Consider the following 16,437-nt stretch of genomic DNA (forward strand, 5'->3'; position numbering starts at 1 on the left):
GTCGCCTCACCATCCCCGCGAACGTCTGGAAAGTCATGCTGGTGCTGCCCGCCGCCGACGGCGATGATCGCGCCCGCATCACGCCGTCCACCCCCGTGATCGCCCTCTGGACGCCCAACGATGCCACCGTCGACGGGCGAGCCTGGCAAGACTATCAGACCACCGTCCGCTGCGTCGAGGAGCGTACCGGGCTGAATTTCTTCGCCGCCGTGGATCGCGCCGTCCAGGATGCGCTCGAAGGGCCTGGCTGTCCCGAGCCAGCGCCAGCGCCAGCACCAGCGCCACCTCCATCCCCAGCCGCTGATCAGCGCTGTTTCCCAGAGACCGGCCAATGCATTCACGGCCCCATCCGCGCCTATTGGGAACGCAACGGCGGGCTCGCCATCTTCGGCTTTCCCATCACCACGCAGCGGGCCGAGGCCGTCGAGGGCCAGACCCTCCAGGTGCAGTGGTTTGAGCGCGACCGCATCGAGATCCAGGCGACGGGGGCCGTCACCACCGGACGTCTGGGGGTCGAGCGCCTGGCGCAACTGGGCACCCCCTGGCAACCCGGCCCGGGAGCGCCGGCTGGCCCGGGCTGCACCACGTTTGCCGTGACCGGCCATACCGTGTGTGAGCCCTTCCTGCGTTCCTGGCAGACCCAGGGCGGGCTCGAGCGTTTCGGCCTCCCGGTCACTGGGGCCTTCACCATGGAACTGGAAGGCCGCCCCTACACGGTGCAGTTCTTTGAACGGCGGCGCTTCGAGGCCCATCCCGAGCTTGGCCCCAGCACCGTGCTGCTCGGCCTGCTCGGCCGTGAGGTGCTTGAGGCCCAGCCGGGCCAACCGGCGGTGCCACCACCACCACCGCCCGCCGCGCCACCGCCCGCCGCGCCCCAACCGACGACCGCCCCGCCACCGCCCCCGGCCGCGCCCCAACCGACCCCGGCTCCAGCGCAGCTCCCACCGAGCTTCAACAACTGTGCTGACGACCCCAACGCCGCCGCCGCACCGCATGCCCCCGTGCGCATTCGGGCCATCGACAAACGGGCCGAGACGGTCACGTTGCAGAATGTCAGCACCGCCACCGTCACGCTCGACGGCTGGATCATGTGTAGTGTGCGCGGGGCGCAGCGCCATCCCATCGGCGGCGTGCTCGCGCCAAACGAAAGTCGCGTCTTTCCGGGGCCACCCGAGAACATTTGGAACAATAGCTCGTCCGATCCGGGCTCCCTCTATGATCCAGCGGGCCGCCTGGTCAGCTACTGGCCGGATTAAGCCGCTCGGAGCCTTTGAGTCGAGGCTGCAACAAGATGAAGGAACGTGCGCGTTCCATCGAGAATCATGTCCCCGAGCCTCTTGCACGTTGCAGACAAGGGGTTCGAGCTGGGGGCTTGCCCGACGGTACGCGCATCTCCCGAAAGTCCTGCGTAAAAACCATCTGGTAACGGTGTGGTAATCCGTTTGTACCATAATGCTACTATGCGACATGGCATCACGTTCATCATACAATGCAGGAGGGTGCAGTGGCTACGACCAATATGACGCAAACCCAGAAAATCCACACCAAATTCAAACTTGGCATGACACGCCTTGAGGCAGCAAAACAGGATCAGATTGCCCTGGAACAAGCGCTCCTGAGTTTCCATGGCGCACTTGAGGATCATCTCAGATTCGTCTTATCACAGAAGGCCATCATTTCCGCAGAGACCCGTGCGGCAGTCGGTGACCGAAGCAAAACACAATGGCGGGATCTGGCTGAATTAGCACAAGTATACAAAATAATTACAATGGACAATAAGTATGTTATTCTTAAAATGAATAAGAAACGACAAGCGATAGCCCATGGACACGCATGCGAACTCAGTAAACAAGAGGTCGTTCGCTATGCAGAGTTCATTGCATCAATTATCAAATATCAAGAACCTGTCTCTGTAAATACATCAACAACAAGCCATCCTCCATCTACCCAACCTGTTGCCATACCCAAGTCTTCATCCCTATCGGGTTACCATATCGCAGTCGGCATTGCCTCTGCCATGCTTGTTGTCATGCTCATTGGCGTTCTCGTTCTGCTGGCACAACGAAACCCCTCCGCTGCATCGCCATCCACCCTTCCCACACCGTCATCGGCTTGTGTCATTAAAGGGAACATCTCAATTAGTAGAGGGATCCGCTATTATCACCTTCCTGGCATGGAAGACTATGAAGCAACGATTATTACGCCAGAGAAAGGGGAGCGATGGTTCTGCACTGAAGCCGAGGCAATCGCCCACGGATGGCGAAAAGCCCCACGCTGAGGAACCACCATCACGCCAGGGACGCGCCCTGCTTATTGCAGCGCCCTGCGCTAACTTGCATCGGTCGGGAAGCCATGCACTGCACGACGACCAGGTGGCTAGTTGGTGGCGCGATCACTGCGGAAACCTTCGAATTTGGGCCGCCCGACCCCGATGCTAGGTTGAGAGTGCCCCGCACGAAGAGGCTTGCCACAAGGTTTCGGTCATATCAGTGGCGTTGTTCACGCCACGGGGTGGCTCGACAAAAAGTGTTGTCTTTCGGTCACACTCCCAGACGATATGGTAATGCTATGGTAATTCACCATGATGATAATGGAAACCATAGGGTGTCGTCTCACTACGAACTCGTTCAAGTTCGTTACCTCGATCTCATACGTAATTAGGGCCGTGTTCACCACGCGTTACGCATCATACATCATGCGCCATTCTGCACAATGAGGAATCAAAGCCATGGCTGAGTTGATCCAGGCCGGTGCGTTTGCAACCGAAGGGGAAAAGGTTACCGCCCAGACGCTACGCGATGGCTTGCCTGATGACTGGATCATCATTACCAATACGCTCTTGCCGCTCCGTGATGGGCGCAGCTTCGAGCTTGATTTCATCGTGCTGGCACGACACCACGTCTTTGTGCTTGATGAGAAGGCCTGGGGTGGTACGATTACCGGCGATGCTCACGCCTGGCAGTGTGCTGATGGCCGGATTGAGCACAATCCCCTGAAGAAAATGGAGATGCTCGCGAAGGTGGTCGCGGGTGACCTGCGCCAGCGCCTCTGGCGTGCGCCCAATGACCGCTTTGTTGATAGTGCGGTTATCTTCTCAAATCCCAGTGTACACCTGCGCATTGATGATGTCCGCCGCCACACGAAAATTATGCGGCTTGAGCAGGCTTGTGAGGTGCTGCGGCAGTGCGATGCCCAGGGCCGGGTGGATTTGCAGCCTCATCGCGATGCGCTCCGTACGGCATTCGCGGGCTTTGAACCGCGCCCAATCGTGCCCCAGACCATCCACCTTTACCAGATCGATGAGGTTGAGTCTTCACGGACGGGCGTACACATCCTCGCGGCGAGTCTGCGCGGCCAGCGCTATCGCCTGATGGTCTATGATCTCGGCACCGACCCGTTCCAACGTGAACAGCGCCAGGCCTGGTATATGCGTGAGTTTGAGGCGCTGCGAGCCTTGCAGATGACCGGGAGCGTCGCCTACGCTGAAGCACCGATCATCTGGGGTGAAGCCCAACTGGTTGTGCCCGTGCGCTTGCCCGATGGTCAGGCGTTGAGTCGGATTCCCTTCCCGAATGATTGCACCACGTTGATCGCTGATCTCCACATGGCTGAAGCTGCCTTCAGGTCATTGCAGCAGATTCATACCTACGAGGTGCTCCACCGGGCGCTCAATCCTTCGGCGATTTTCATCGTTGAACCCAAGCCGCTCATAGCGGTGTTGAGTGATTTCCATGCCGCCCGGATCGGCGACCAGTCGATTGCGGCCTCGCTCGATCTGCTCAAGCTCGCCGATCCCTATGCTGCACCGACGCTGGCTGCGGGCTACGGCAATGCGACCCCGGCAACGGACTGCTTTAGCCTGGGCTTGATCTTTCTTGAGCGCCTGAGTGCCACAAATGTCGAACAGTTGCGGCTTGGGAGGCAGATCGAGTGGCCAAATTTGTTGCGTCGCTGGTCGGGCCTCCCCCTTACGCCCCTCGAGCGCCTGCAAACCCTCTGGCAGCAGTTGCTCCAGCCCAAGCCTGGGGCTGAGCCGCTGACGGCAGAGTGCGTGGCCCACGAACTACACCAGATTATGCGCATGCTCGAGCAGCAACACGAGCCAACCCAGGAGACGATCTTTGACCGACGCTACCGCGTCGAGCGTAAGCTCGGGCAGGGGGCGATGGCGCGGACGTTCCTTGTCACCGATCTTGCCTACCCCGAACTGGGGTTGTTTGCCGTCAAGCAGTTTCGCAACCCGGACATCGTGCTGGAACAAGCCCGAACGGAGTTTCAGACGCTCCAGAAGCTCCGGAGCCGACACGTCCCTGCCATCCACGATATTTATAAGCCCACCGATGAGGTGCATCTCAAGCTGGAGTATATTCCTGGGCCGACCTTTATGGAACTGGAAGCGCAGTTTCCGTTTGCCTTGACGACGTGGTGGGAATATGCGCGTCAATTACTTGATGTCCTGGCGGAGTTGGAACAACACCAGTTGCTGCACCGCGATATTAAGCCAGCCAATTTGATGCTCCACGAGGAGGAGAACCGCCTTGTGTTGATTGATTTTGGTTTTGCCATTTCACGTGAGCATCAAGGCGGTGCCGCTGGCACCTTGATCTACCAACCGCCCGAGGCCGCAACGAGCCCGACACCACCACCAGACAGTGATCGGTATGCGGCAGCGGTGGTGCTCTTTCGGATGTTGACCGGCGAACTGCCCTTTGAAGAGGGGGATCGTCAGCGACCTCGTGCGCCAGCCAGCCTTGCCCCGTTCGATCACGTGCAGCAGCGCGTGGCGGAAGCCTTGCTCTCCGCCGTCCACCCCCAACCCAGTCAGCGTCCCGCGTCGCTGGCCGTGTGGCGACAACAGATCGAGCGCGCCCTGTTGACGCTGCCTGAAGCGGCGAGCGAGCATCGCAGTTTCCAGCGTAACCCCTGGGCCGCCGCGATCCGTGGACTCTACCGCAATAGCGAGGGCGGCAATGCCGATAATCGTGGTCTTGATAGCCAATTTGTCCGCCAAACCTATGTACCGACGAGGCTCGATACCGACCTGTTGCCACGGTTGCTGACGCGACGGCCCCAGGCGATCTTTCTCTGTGGCAACCCCGGCGACGGCAAGACGGCTTTTCTTGAGCAGGTACGAACGACGCTACTTGCTCAGGGTGGATCGGAACAGCAGCACGATGCCAGTGGCTGGGAGATCGTCTTGGCAGGTCATACCTACCGCAGTTGTTACGATGCATCTGAGGCCCACGCCGGACGCAGCGCCAACGAGCAACTGACCGCCCGCCTGGCGGGACTTGAGGGAGCCAGTGCGCCTCAGGTGGCGCTCACCGTGCTGGTCGCGATCAATGATGGCCGGTTGCTCGACTACCTGGATCATGTGCAAGCAACGTTCGCATGGCTAGCCGCCCAGTTACGTACCGCGATGCGTCCCGACCAGAGCGTCACTCGGCAGGTCTGGTACGTGGATCTCAAGCAGCGTGCGTTTGTGGCCTTGCCCGATGCCGCGCATCCATCGATTTTCCAGCAGGTGCTGGCCAGACTGGTCGATCCTGCCCAGTGGACGGTCTGCGCAAACTGTGCCGCCGAGCACGTCTGCCCGCTTGTTCAGAACGCCACCCGTCTGCGCCACCCGCACGTCAGCCAACGTCTCGAAAATCTCCTGCTGCTGGTGCATCTCCGGCGACAGCGCCACATCACGATGCGCGATCTGCGCTCGGCACTGGCCTACAGCATCACCGGCAACCGCAGTTGCCAGGACATCCACGCGGCCGCGACGTCGGTTGATGGGGGGGCCAGCCTGAGCGCCTACCACTACTGGCACCTCATCTTTGCGCCCCACGAGCAGGCCGATGAGGTGCTCCAAGATGTACGCAGCCTCGACCCCATTCAGGTCAGCTTGCCACAACTCGACCGCTTCTTGCACGCCCGGCGACGGGCCGATCAGAGTACGCAACGGCAGACGCTCTTCCATCCCGAGCTCGCCGACGACCTCACGCCGCAGCGCTACCTCGAGCCGCGTGATTGGCTCGATGCGATGAAGCGGCGGCTCTATTTCGAGAGCGCAGCAACGCTCATGCCAGGCTTGAGCTGGTTGCACCTGTTACCGTACCGCTATGCGCAACAGTTCATCCCCTTGCTAGCCCAAGCCCGTTTGCCTAGCAAGGTGAAGATGCAACTCGCCAACGGAATCTGGCGCTCAGATAACGTAAATGTGGATCTGCCAGCAGGTCACCTCAATCTCGTTATTGACCACTCCGAGGCGCAACAAATGATTGTGGCGAAAGAGTTTGAACTTGATGATTTCTTCTTGACGATCCAGCAACCGATAGGAACCGAGGGCATCGAGGCGATCCCTGAAGGGCTGCTGCTGGAACACCGCAGTGGGACGCCAAAACTCAACATCACGCTTGATCTCTTTGAATTGCTCATGCGTCTGGACGAAGGACTCCTGGCGGATACGCCGGAACTACGTCCGCTGCGCGAAGATCTTGTACCCTTCAAGAGTGCCCTGTTGCTTGACATGGCCAAGAGTCTGGTACTCATTGAATCAGGCCGTTATCGTCATCGCCTGGAACATGACCAGGGATACATCCGTCTCGTGACTGATGGGGAACGCCCATGAAGATCAAACTGCCCAAAGAGTTGGTTGGCACGGTCTTTCCGAAAGTCTTTGCCGTTGAACTCAATGGCATTGACATGGATATTTTCCTGCCCTCGCTCTACTTCAAGATTCTGGGTGAGGGCAAACATCGAGTGAAACGCCCGAATGAAGCTCAGGAGATTGCACGCTATATTGATAACCTTGCACAGCACCACACGATGCAGGGGACGAGCACGGCTGAAGGGCGTCGTATCATCGAACGTCTGGTGCGCACCAGCCTGATCAAGACCGGTGCGGTCGGGCGAGCCAAGAAGGGCGAGCAAATTCTTGCTGTTGCGCCCTTCTCGATCCTTGCTGCCAAGCCTGGTTTTCCTACTGAGAATCGTCGCCAGCGTGGGGCTGACAGTTTTCTATACTTTGCACTGAAGAGGCAGAGCCTTGGTCGCAATTTACGTGAATTTTTCCGGACTTTTTTTGGTCGTGGAGTGAAGCTTTCTGCCGCACCACAGATTGGTGGAAGCTACGATGGTGTCACTGATCTTGATATTCTCTCGTTCTTAACCATCATTTTTCTTGATGGTTTTAAGGAGACATCAGTTGCGCTGAAAGGTGATACCGATATTCCGCCTGCCTGCCCACGCCAGGAACGCGAACTGGCCGATGATCTGGTCAAATACCTTTTTGCCTACAGTGAGCGCATGCCTACCCAGGCGTTAGTCGTCTACCTCAAGTCACTGATCAATTTAGAACTTTTTATCTACTCGTTACGACTCGTCTATGCGATCAATGCGCTGGTGCGCGATCCGAGCATGTTGCCCCCAGCGATGGGTGAGGATGCTGTCGCCATTCCCCCTGAGATCTACCTCGACTTTACCGGCCAGGTCGATGGCCTGAGCCACCAGATGGCGGCTGAGGCCGTGCGCCGCGATATTGAAGCTTATCAGCAGTTCTTTGCCACTAACCTGTGCCTGCGTCAGCTTGATAAGTATGCCGAAAAGCTCCGGGGCAGTACCCATACCAAAGCCCGCGCTAGCCAGATGCTTCCCTCAAAGCCCTATGGGCCGACTTATCTACAGGCCATCCTGAATCTCGTTGAGGATCCGATTTTACGGTCGAAAATAGAAATGTACGCCTATGACGACTACGAGAAAATTCTCAAAGCAAACCTCAATACAGATGCCGAAGGGCACGATGAGGAAGACTTGCAACGGCGGCTTGATCAGATGACCACGACTGCAACGAGCGACCTCGATAAGCTGGTCATCCTGCTTGATCTTGGTCAGCGCGGCAAAATTCTGGGCAAGTATATGCAGTGGTTCGCCAGTGTTGGTGGCATCAACCGCAATGATGGAATCCTACGAGGTGTGCAGCGTAACCGACGCAGTTGGCGCTATGCACCCAGTAACGACCTGCTGGCCGTACTGGTGCAACTCGCGGCGGTACGTTTGGCTCCACCGAATGCTGAAGCTGATCAGAAGGTGGTTGCTGAGCTGGGCCTGCGCGAATTCCTTACCTTCCTTGAAACACGCTTTGGCATCATCGTCGATCGTCCGCCCCAACGCGTAACCGGGGCCGAGTACCATGCCGCCGCTCGTGACAACCTGCGGGCGATGCTGGCACGCTTACGCCAGATGGGGATGTTCACTGACCTGTCGGATGATTTTACCGCCCAGCGGCTCCAGCCGCCCTATGCGAAGAGTCGCGTATGACAAGCGTAAGCCCTGATCTGGTTGATACCATTCTTGCCGAAGCGATTGCGCACAGCTTCGTAGGCACCGAGCCTGGACATTGTGCCCGCGTCGATTTCTTTGAATTGCCACAGATTGAGGCCATCTGCACCGCCTTGGCGACCCAGGCACCCCACCTGGCGATCCATTATCTGGGTTCCCACAACCACGACCGCATGATCACGACGGATCGTGCGATTGAGTTGCGCAATCGTAAAAATGGGCACCTCTGCCTCTTTGTGCCTACCGATCTCGTGGATGCAGCCTTCAGTTCATTGGCGAACTCCTTTGCCGTGCTCGATGGGCGTGAGTTACTCATTTTTGCCTCGCAGCGCATACGCGCACAGCTCTCACCAGCCGTCGCAGCTATCGTCAATGACATCCTGGCTTCGGTGCGCCGACCGCTTCGGGCGAGTGAGAGCCAGAAGATCGCCTTGTGCCGCGCCGTGAGCGAACTTGAAGCGCAAGACCGTCTGGCCGAAGCAGGAACGATGCTCTGGCATGTGGGGCTCATCGCTGATCGCGGTGCTGATTTTCGTACCCGACTAGATCGCAATCGCCACTGCGTGATTAAACTGGCGATGCCGCCTAAGCTGCAGGCCTCGCTCATGGAGCGCATTGCGACGACGAAAGTTGATGCTGTCACCACGACTCAGTTGGCGGGCTTCTTTCGTGATCGTGCAATGAATGATCACGCGGCTTGGTCACAAGCTCTGGCGGACGGCCACGGACCGACGTTTGATCAATGGACGTTTCCTGAAGAGGAGCGCAGCGACTTACGCCAGGTGACCCTCCAGAGTTTCATTGATCGCCAGGGGAAGGTGACGAGCCACTCGAAGCTGAAACAACCCGACGGCCCCGGTGGAGCCTTGATTGCTGAATATGGCGATCAGGCGAAGGGTTTGAGTGTCAAATGGGTGACGGATCCGCCGAAAGCCAGGAATATCGGTGGCTGGCGCGTTGAGCTTATTCCAGTCGCCAACCCTGATTATCATGACCTCGATCTGCCCAGCCGCGATCTCCCCGTGAGCCGGGGCAGTGCGACGCTCAAAATTGAACTCGACTTCAGTGGTGAGGAGGAGAGCCTGCCTGATGAGAGTTTCCAGGTGCGCTTGATGGCGCTCGATCACACCGGCGATGTCCTCCCGAGTGCTGAAGATGGGCAGAATCTCATCGCCTTCAGCGAAGAGTTTTTCATCGCCAAAGCCAATGAACCAATCAGTCAGGGCAACAAGCGTGAACTTCGGCCCCACACGGTGGCGAACCTGGCCCTGGCGCGACTTGAGGTGGTGCTCGAAACCAAGGCCGACCAACTTGATGAGCAGGAGCCGCTCTGGGCCAGCCGTGATCTCGAGTACTTCAGCTTACGCCTTGATGAACGGCGCAAAATCATGCTGGGCATGAGCCGCCTGCTCAAGCAGTTGGAGGAGCGCACGCTCGCGGAGCCGCTCAGTTGGGGGCGCTACAGCCTGCGGCTCGACGAGATTGATGAAGCGACCAGCGAACAGATCGAAGCCCTCACGCCCCCAGCACTCAGTCAAGCGGTCTGGCAGAAATTCCGCAGTCAGCGCGAGCAACTCTGTAAGCAGTTAAAGGGAGCCGAGCCGCGTCACCTGGTCGCGGTAGCGGCATGGAATCTCGAACTCGCCCGCCGTGCAGAACGCTATGCCAAAGCCTACAGCGAATTGATCGCGAGCCTATCGAGTGATCCGGCGCTCCAAACCGAACTTCAGGTCGCCTTGTCGGTAGATACGCTGTTGATTGTGACCCCCAAACGAGGTGGCGGCGTCGAAGAGGCGGTGGTGACCCTGCCTACCCATCCCCTGCGCATGCTCTGGTACGCGGCCTACCACCAACTGCTGGGCCAGTGGGAGCGCAACCTGTTGGAATTGAAGCTCAAGGATCGCAAGCTCACCCTGGATCTCGACCAACTTAGGCAGATTACGCCCGCTAACATGCCAGCCTTCGTCACCCACCCTCTGGTGGCAACGCCGCTGCTGCATAGCGCGAACCTCCGCTTCTTCTACGGGCTGGCCTTGCCGCCAACCCTCGAAGATCCTCAGCGTCGGTTGGCTGACCTGGCCGTCATTCTTGGGGATCGCTACGGTCTGGAGCAGCACAGCGATCCGAGCACACTCCAGTTGGCGGCCCACATCAAGCGTTTCCGCGAGCTGCACCCCTACCTGCGTGGCTTAAGCATCACCCAGATCAATGCCGATCGTGGCGATCTGCTAACCGAGAGCCTAGCACGCGTCTTTGCCCAGCCAGATTCGACCGAAGAGGAGGAACGCGAAGCAGGCGACTTGCCCAAACTCAGCATCTATGCTTACGTGGCAACGGAACAGACTGGTACGGCCCAGGACGTGACCGAGTTACGCCGTCTCGTGGATGATCAGGTGCGCTTCAATGGGCAAGCCTACTTGACGCCAGCCCTGAGCTACGTGCAACGATCGCTGGCGGTGCTGAAGCACGAAACACCGCCGGCAGCGCACCTTGCCATTGCCAGTGATCTGATGCAGCCCGAACCGGTCGCACTTGATCGGGCCGATCAGACGCTGCTTGGCAGCAGTTTCAGTTTCTATGGGTTGATGTGTCGCCTGATGCCTACCTTCACACCCCAGGGCGACCAGCTCTACTGGCAGCAACACCTGGTTGGCGACGGGGTGAAAGCCGATCGTCACCCCATCGACAAAGCCTTCACCGATACACTTGTGAACACCCAGATCCAGGTGGCTCAGGCAGGCAGCTGCAGCCTGGGGGGCAACGCGGATCAGCGGCTTGGGTTGCGTGTCGAACTCGTCCCCTTCCAGCAGCGCTTGCTTGAACAACTTCATATGCAGAGCAGTTGGGTCATTACGATTGACCGCTTCTTTGCCCTCGACTACTATGATATGCCGCATGACCCCCAGTTGCAGCATCTGGCACGCAAATATCTGATCGACTACAGCCCCGAGTTCACCGACGGGATCGCCCATCGGCTTGTTGTCACCACGATGTGGCGCGACGAGATCGAGGAGCTACTGAGTCGAGCGATGGACGAGTTGGGTTTTGCCCAACTGGAGCAAAGCGTTGGCAAGGTCTTAGATGCGCTCAAGCTCGTCTCGGGACAGTTGGCGCTTCATGTCAGTGATCGCAACAACAATGCCGCCGCTGCGGTAGGCTTAGGGATCGTCGTGCGCCATTTGCAACAGAGTGGGCGGTTACGGAACAGTATTCTGGTGCCGGTGGATAGCGCCCCTCAGATCTTCCGTCGCACCCTCCCCGGTCAGCCGCAGAGCGAACGGCGCTGTGACCTGGCACTCTTTAGCTTCAAACGCGGCGGCGTCGTGGAGGTGACGTTTATCGAGGTGAAGTGGCGGCGTGGGGCAGTGCCCTTCGAGAGCCTGGCGAGTGATATGCTCATTCAGATGCAGAGTTCGGCGGCGTTGGTGCGCGCCTGCTTCTTCGCTGAGCCGGATCGGGTGGATGGCGTTTTGCAGCGTGCCCGCCTGGCCAACGTCCTGCGCTTCTACCTTGCGCGTGCGCAGCGTCACGATGCAGTGGAACCGGAAAGCGTGGCTCCCATCCTGGAACACCTGGGCAAGCTTGAGCGCCGAGAGGTTGAGTTTCGCCCACGCTACGAGGGGTACATCATCACACCAGACGACATCCCTGAGCGCATGCTGCACCCACAGGATGCCACGATCATCGTACGCAGCATCGCGTCACTGGCCGAGGGATTCGTCCTGGAGCATGGCCTGCCCGCACGTGATCGCCCCGCTGGCGGCGGGAATTCGACGGCTCACGCCACGCCGGTGGAGGCTTCGGCTGCGCCTGCCGCACCCATAGATGGCCCAGCGGCTCACAGCAGAGACCGAGCCGCCCCTGCTCCTTCAGGGGATAGCTCGGTGGTTAATGATCCAGGCTTGGCACGGTCAGTCACGCCCGTTGATGGGATAGCGGAACCAGCCACGTCCGTTGATGTGATAGTGGAACCAGCCACGTCCGTTGATGGGATAGCGGAACCAGCCACGTCCGTCGATAATGCAGCGGCTCCCGGCAGTGACTCGGTATCACCAGCCACGCCCGTTGATGTGATAGCGGAACCAGCCACGCCCGTAGATGGCCCGGTTCCACTCACCATGATCAGCGTCGAACTCGGCACGACCGACGAGCAACCAATTATGTGGCACCCCTCGGTCAAAGGCAGTCCACACCTGTTCATTATCGGCATTCCCGGCCAGGGCAAATCAGTCGCGATGGGCAACGTACTCAGCGATTTGCTCGCCCAACAGATCGCACCACTGATCTTCGATTTCCACGGCCAATTTGCCAACACGAACGGCCCGCTCGTGCGCGACTACGGCCTTCAGATTCTGGATGCGGCCGATGGGCTACCTTTCAACCCCTTCGAGGTGCTCATCCGCAACGGCAAGCCCGACTGGCGCACCAATAGCCAGGAGACCGCCGAAGTCTTTGCCCACGTGGTCGAACTTGGCGGCATCCAGCAAGACGGCCTCTCGCAGGCGATCATGGACGCCTACAAAATCAAAGGCTTTCACGCCACAATGAGCGCCGACGATCTCCCCGAACTTCCCACCCCCAGCGATGTCCTGCACTGCATCGAGCGCCGCGAAGACCAACGAAAAGTCAAAAACTTGGCCGCTCGCTGCCGCCCGCTGCTCGAGATGGATCTCTTCAAGCCAACGCTCAGCCCCATGCACCTGCGCGACGAAATCCGCCATGGCATGGTGCTCGATCTCCATGCCGTCCCCTCAGAGAGCGTCCAGATGGCTGCCGGAGCCTTCGTCTTACGCAAACTCTACCGCGAGATGTTTCTCTGGGGGGAAGCGGATCGCATCCGCCTGGTCATCCTGCTCGATGAAGCCCATCGGCTCGCCAAAGACAAGACGCTGCCGAAGATCATGAAAGAAGGGCGCAAATACGGCATCGCCGTCGTCGTCGCCAGCCAGGGCATGAAAGACTTTCACCCGGATGTGTTGAGCACCGCCGGGACGAAAGTACTCTTCCGGGTCAACTACCCCGAATCACGGACGCTCAGCAAATACATCGCCTCGCCACCCAACAAACGCATTGACGCGATTGTCGAACAACTCCCCGTGGGCCAGGCCTTTGTCCAGACCCCAGAGATGCGTTTCGGGCGTCAGGTGCGCATGCGGCCACCGGTGGAGTAGAGGGTAACACGATGATAGGATCAAGAGTTGCTCACCTACGCGCGAAAAACGTTGCGCCGTTGCGTCACAACAATCGCCTTCTTTGCAAGGTATTGCACCTAGGTGAGCACTGAGGTGTGGCACAGCACCTCGCCCCAACGCACACCGCTATGTGCGTAACAATGCTTGAAAACCTGCCTGTTCAAAGTGCTGATCAGTGGTCAAGGCTTCGGTCAACATCCGTTCGCGCATGACGACAAACGACAGGCAATCGACCAGGCCCCATTCCTTGTCCATCCGCGAGCGATAGAGGATCAGCGCTTGGGCATAGAGATCATTCGTCAGTGGGACAATCCCCACCGTCGGGTCTGCTTCGAGGGCGTCTCACAACTGCACCGCAGCCGTGCGAAAGCGTTGGCTTGCCAAAGCATTGCCAATTTCCAGCAGCACGGCACGTGTGGTTACCAATTTCGTCTGCTGAGCACGGAGGTCTTGCGCCACCTGGACGGCTTTCGGATGAAACGCATCCCGCACATTCGCAAGGGCAATCGCGTAGGCGGTGTCCAAAAACACCTCATGGTTCATTGCGGCACCTTGCCGCCATATACATAGGCATCGAGGTGAAGCGACCAATCGGCTGGCCCTTCCAGCGCTAAGGCTTCAGCGACATCGAGGAAGGAGCGAGCCGCTGGCGGCGCTTCGGCAATGATGGAGAGTTGAACCCGAGTGTTTGGGGGTACGTTGATCGGCTGCGTCGGCAAAAACACGTGGCCATCAAACACCGCATCAATGGTCGTTGTCATCGCATGCTCCCTGCTTGCTTTCCATGCCACCCACATACGGAAACACCGTTCCAGAAGCCATTGTAGCATAGAAGGGGAGGACGGAACGACAAGCTCATGGTCTGGCATGAGCCTTGAGCAGCGGGGGTGCATGGACACGATGAAACATCATGGCAGCGGTCGCTGCGTGCTCAGCGCCGCTCGTTGGAGCACCCGCCCCAACGCCTGCGGCAACGCGCGCAGCCGGGCTGCTTGATCGTGTCCACGGATCACTCTATCAACGGGCGATCACGGCACAGCCAGGTGATCATTATATCGGGCGTCCCTCGCCGCTCGGCAACCCGTTTGTCATCGGACGCGACGGCACGCGGGCAGAAGTCAAACCCCAAGGGCATTGATCAACTGCGCAGCTTGCTCACGAACCATCTCATTGTAACGGGCATCAAGGCCAAGCCAACGAAAATCGTCGTGCGCCATCGCCATACAGAAGAGGCTGTACGCGACTGCACGGCAATGCGCCGGCGGAGCCTGAGGATAGAGGCGTGCCAGCCCAGCTGTCGCCTGAGTTACGATAGCCTCGCAGGCCTGGGCGACCAGATCACGCGCCTGCGGGTAGCGCTCCGGCGGCGCATTGAGCACCGCATTGAGCGCTTCAACGTCGGTTGGCTTGATCATGTCATGACCAAAGAAAACCTCAAGGATGCCCGCGCCCCCGCGCTCCACTGCCAGATCTATCTGTCCAGCGACCTTGCGCGGGTACTCTTCGGTAATCCGTACGACCAGTTGCATGACGACGTCGTCGCGGTTGCCCAGGTAGTGCCTGATCAGGCTGCGCTGCACCCCGGCTTCTTCGGCAATGCGATCAAGGGCGACATCAATGCCGTAACGCCCGATGCAGCGCTCAAAGGCTGCCAGGATCTCTGCGCGCCGCGCTTCGGCAATGCTCTTTCTCCCCATCGGTCTCCCGCTGTCGCTCGTGGTTCACTGCAATCCAGATCAGAATGATATTTTATCAGAGTTGACAATCTATCGCAACAAGCTTATAATCAAACATAGATTGTCAATATGGATAATCTATTCAATCATGGGCGACCAGCTCTCAGGGAGGCTTATGCAGCCCCAGCACGATCTTGCGCCGTCGGCTCCCGATCCCGCGTTGAGTGAGCCGTGGCAACTCCGTTTCTGGAGCATCTGGCTTGGCCAGGCGCTCTCGTTAACTGGCAGCGCACTGACCCAGTTTGTCTTGCTCTGGTGGATCACGGTCAATACCGGCTCGCCGATCGCCCTGTCGATCGCAGGCGTGATGGCGTTACTACCGCAGGCGCTGCTTGGTCCCCTCGGCGGCATTCTGGCCGACCGTTACAGCCGCCGGATGCTTATGATCGTTGCCGATGTCATCTCGGCCGCCTGTATGCTCGGGCTCGTCTGGCTCTTCCAGAGCGATCAGATCCAGCTCTGGCACCTCTACGTGATGATGTTCATTCGTAGCAGCATGCAAGCGTTTCAGGCTCCGGCGGCAGCAGCAAGCACGGCGCTGCTCGTCCCCGCCGCTTGGCTCAGCCGGGTGGCCGGGCTCAACCAGATGCTCCAGGGGGTGATGACGATTGCCGCCGCACCTCTGGGGGCATTGTTGTTAGCCTTCTTGCCCTTCGAGGGCGCGCTGCTGATCGATGTCGTGACCGCACTGTTCGGGATCGTCCCGCTGCTGGTCTATCGGATCCCCCAAGCACCGCGCAACGTGGCGCAGCGTGGTGGTCTGTGGACCGACTTTCTCGGCGGGGCGTACGTCATCCTCCACAACCGTGGCCTCTTGATGCTCTACGGGCTGGTGGCCCTGGTCGTGCTGACGATCATGCCTACCTTCACGCTTACCCCGCTGCTGGTCAAGGATCATTTTGGTGGCGGTGTGAATCAGGTAGCCCTGATGGAGGGGCTGGCTGGGATCGGAATTATCGTCGGCGGCGCGCTCATTGCTGCCGTGCCGCTCTTCAAGCGTCGGATTGTGACGATCTTGCTCTCGTTCGCGATCTCATGCCTCACCGTCGCTTTCACTGCCCTGATGCCCAGTTCGCTCTTCTGGCTCGCCGTATTCTGGTGGACCGTGAGCGGGGTGACGTTTTCAACGGGCAATGCGCCACTGATTGCGCTCATTCAATCGCAGGTGCCGAACCAACTCC

9 protein-coding genes and 1 pseudogene are annotated in these 16,437 nt (G+C 59.1%); 7 read left to right on the top strand and 3 right to left on the bottom strand.

Going from position 1 to position 16,437, the window contains the following annotated elements; genetic code table 11:
* The 5 genes from EKD05_RS23550 to EKD05_RS23570 form a co-directional block, all read left to right on the top strand.
* Positions 1 to 1,256: DNA/RNA non-specific endonuclease (locus tag EKD05_RS23550; RefSeq protein WP_129677772.1), on the top strand; the 1,256-nt coding region annotated here is incomplete at its 5' end.
* A 248-nt stretch (positions 1,257 to 1,504) separates the two neighbouring features.
* The gene (locus EKD05_RS26560; RefSeq protein WP_205704065.1) at positions 1,505 to 2,278 is read left to right on the top strand and encodes a hypothetical protein; all 774 of its coding nucleotides are present in this window, start codon (positions 1,505 to 1,507) and stop codon (positions 2,276 to 2,278) included.
* A 450-nt stretch (positions 2,279 to 2,728) separates the two neighbouring features.
* On the top strand, positions 2,729 to 6,619 hold the full coding sequence (locus EKD05_RS23560; protein WP_129677775.1) for a serine/threonine protein kinase: 3,891 nt from the start codon (positions 2,729 to 2,731) through the stop codon (positions 6,617 to 6,619).
* Positions 6,616 to 8,307, top strand: coding sequence for a hypothetical protein (locus EKD05_RS23565; RefSeq protein ID WP_129677777.1), 1,692 nt, complete (start codon positions 6,616 to 6,618; stop codon positions 8,305 to 8,307). The genes EKD05_RS23560 and EKD05_RS23565 overlap by 4 nt, the downstream gene beginning before the upstream one ends.
* A complete protein-coding gene (locus tag EKD05_RS23570; protein WP_129677779.1) occupies positions 8,304 to 13,499 on the top strand; it encodes an ATP-binding protein in 5,196 nt (1,731 codons plus the stop codon). The genes EKD05_RS23565 and EKD05_RS23570 overlap by 4 nt, the downstream gene beginning before the upstream one ends.
* A gap of 147 nt (positions 13,500 to 13,646) precedes the next feature.
* Here the strand turns inward: EKD05_RS23570 and EKD05_RS27335 are convergent.
* Together EKD05_RS27335 and EKD05_RS23580 are read right to left on the bottom strand one after the other, a co-directional pair.
* A pseudogene (locus tag EKD05_RS27335) lies at positions 13,647 to 14,063 on the bottom strand (type II toxin-antitoxin system VapC family toxin).
* On the bottom strand, positions 14,060 to 14,281 hold the full coding sequence (locus EKD05_RS23580; protein ID WP_129677781.1) for an antitoxin family protein: 222 nt from the start codon (positions 14,279 to 14,281) through the stop codon (positions 14,060 to 14,062). The pseudogene EKD05_RS27335 and the gene EKD05_RS23580 overlap by 4 nt, the downstream one beginning before the upstream one ends.
* 149 nt (positions 14,282 to 14,430) lie before the next feature.
* Between EKD05_RS23580 and EKD05_RS23585 the strand changes: the two genes are divergently transcribed.
* Positions 14,431 to 14,658, top strand: coding sequence for a DUF4326 domain-containing protein (locus EKD05_RS23585; protein WP_129677783.1), 228 nt, complete (start codon positions 14,431 to 14,433; stop codon positions 14,656 to 14,658).
* Here EKD05_RS23585 and EKD05_RS23590 read toward each other — a convergent pair.
* The gene (locus EKD05_RS23590; RefSeq protein WP_129677785.1) at positions 14,639 to 15,217 is read right to left on the bottom strand and encodes a TetR/AcrR family transcriptional regulator; all 579 of its coding nucleotides are present in this window, start codon (positions 15,215 to 15,217) and stop codon (positions 14,639 to 14,641) included. The two genes, EKD05_RS23585 and EKD05_RS23590, sit on opposite strands and share 20 nt — an antisense overlap.
* A gap of 154 nt (positions 15,218 to 15,371) precedes the next feature.
* On the opposite strand from EKD05_RS23590, the gene EKD05_RS23595 reads away from it, so the two are divergent.
* Positions 15,372 to 16,437, top strand: a 1,066-nt coding sequence (locus EKD05_RS23595; protein WP_129677787.1) for an MFS transporter, incomplete at its 3' end; no start/stop codon positions are given.

Origin of the sequence: Candidatus Chloroploca sp. Khr17, from assembly GCF_004138165.1 — a bacterium.
In the GTDB taxonomy this organism is placed as follows: domain Bacteria; phylum Chloroflexota; class Chloroflexia; order Chloroflexales; family Chloroflexaceae; genus Chloroploca.

What these genes read in the sequence shown, in the direction of transcription:
- EKD05_RS23560 (WP_129677775.1), top strand. Translation starts at nt 2,729, where the DNA reads ATGGCTGAGTTGATCCAGGCCGGTGCGTTTGCAACCGAAGGGGAAAAG.
- EKD05_RS23565 (WP_129677777.1), top strand. Translation starts at nt 6,616, where the DNA reads ATGAAGATCAAACTGCCCAAAGAGTTGGTTGGCACGGTCTTTCCGAAA.
- EKD05_RS23570 (WP_129677779.1), top strand. Translation starts at nt 8,304, where the DNA reads ATGACAAGCGTAAGCCCTGATCTGGTTGATACCATTCTTGCCGAAGCG.
- EKD05_RS23580 (WP_129677781.1), bottom strand. Translation starts at nt 14,281, where the DNA reads ATGACAACGACCATTGATGCGGTGTTTGATGGCCACGTGTTTTTGCCG.
- EKD05_RS23585 (WP_129677783.1), top strand. Translation starts at nt 14,431, where the DNA reads ATGGCAGCGGTCGCTGCGTGCTCAGCGCCGCTCGTTGGAGCACCCGCC.
- EKD05_RS23590 (WP_129677785.1), bottom strand. Translation starts at nt 15,217, where the DNA reads ATGGGGAGAAAGAGCATTGCCGAAGCGCGGCGCGCAGAGATCCTGGCA.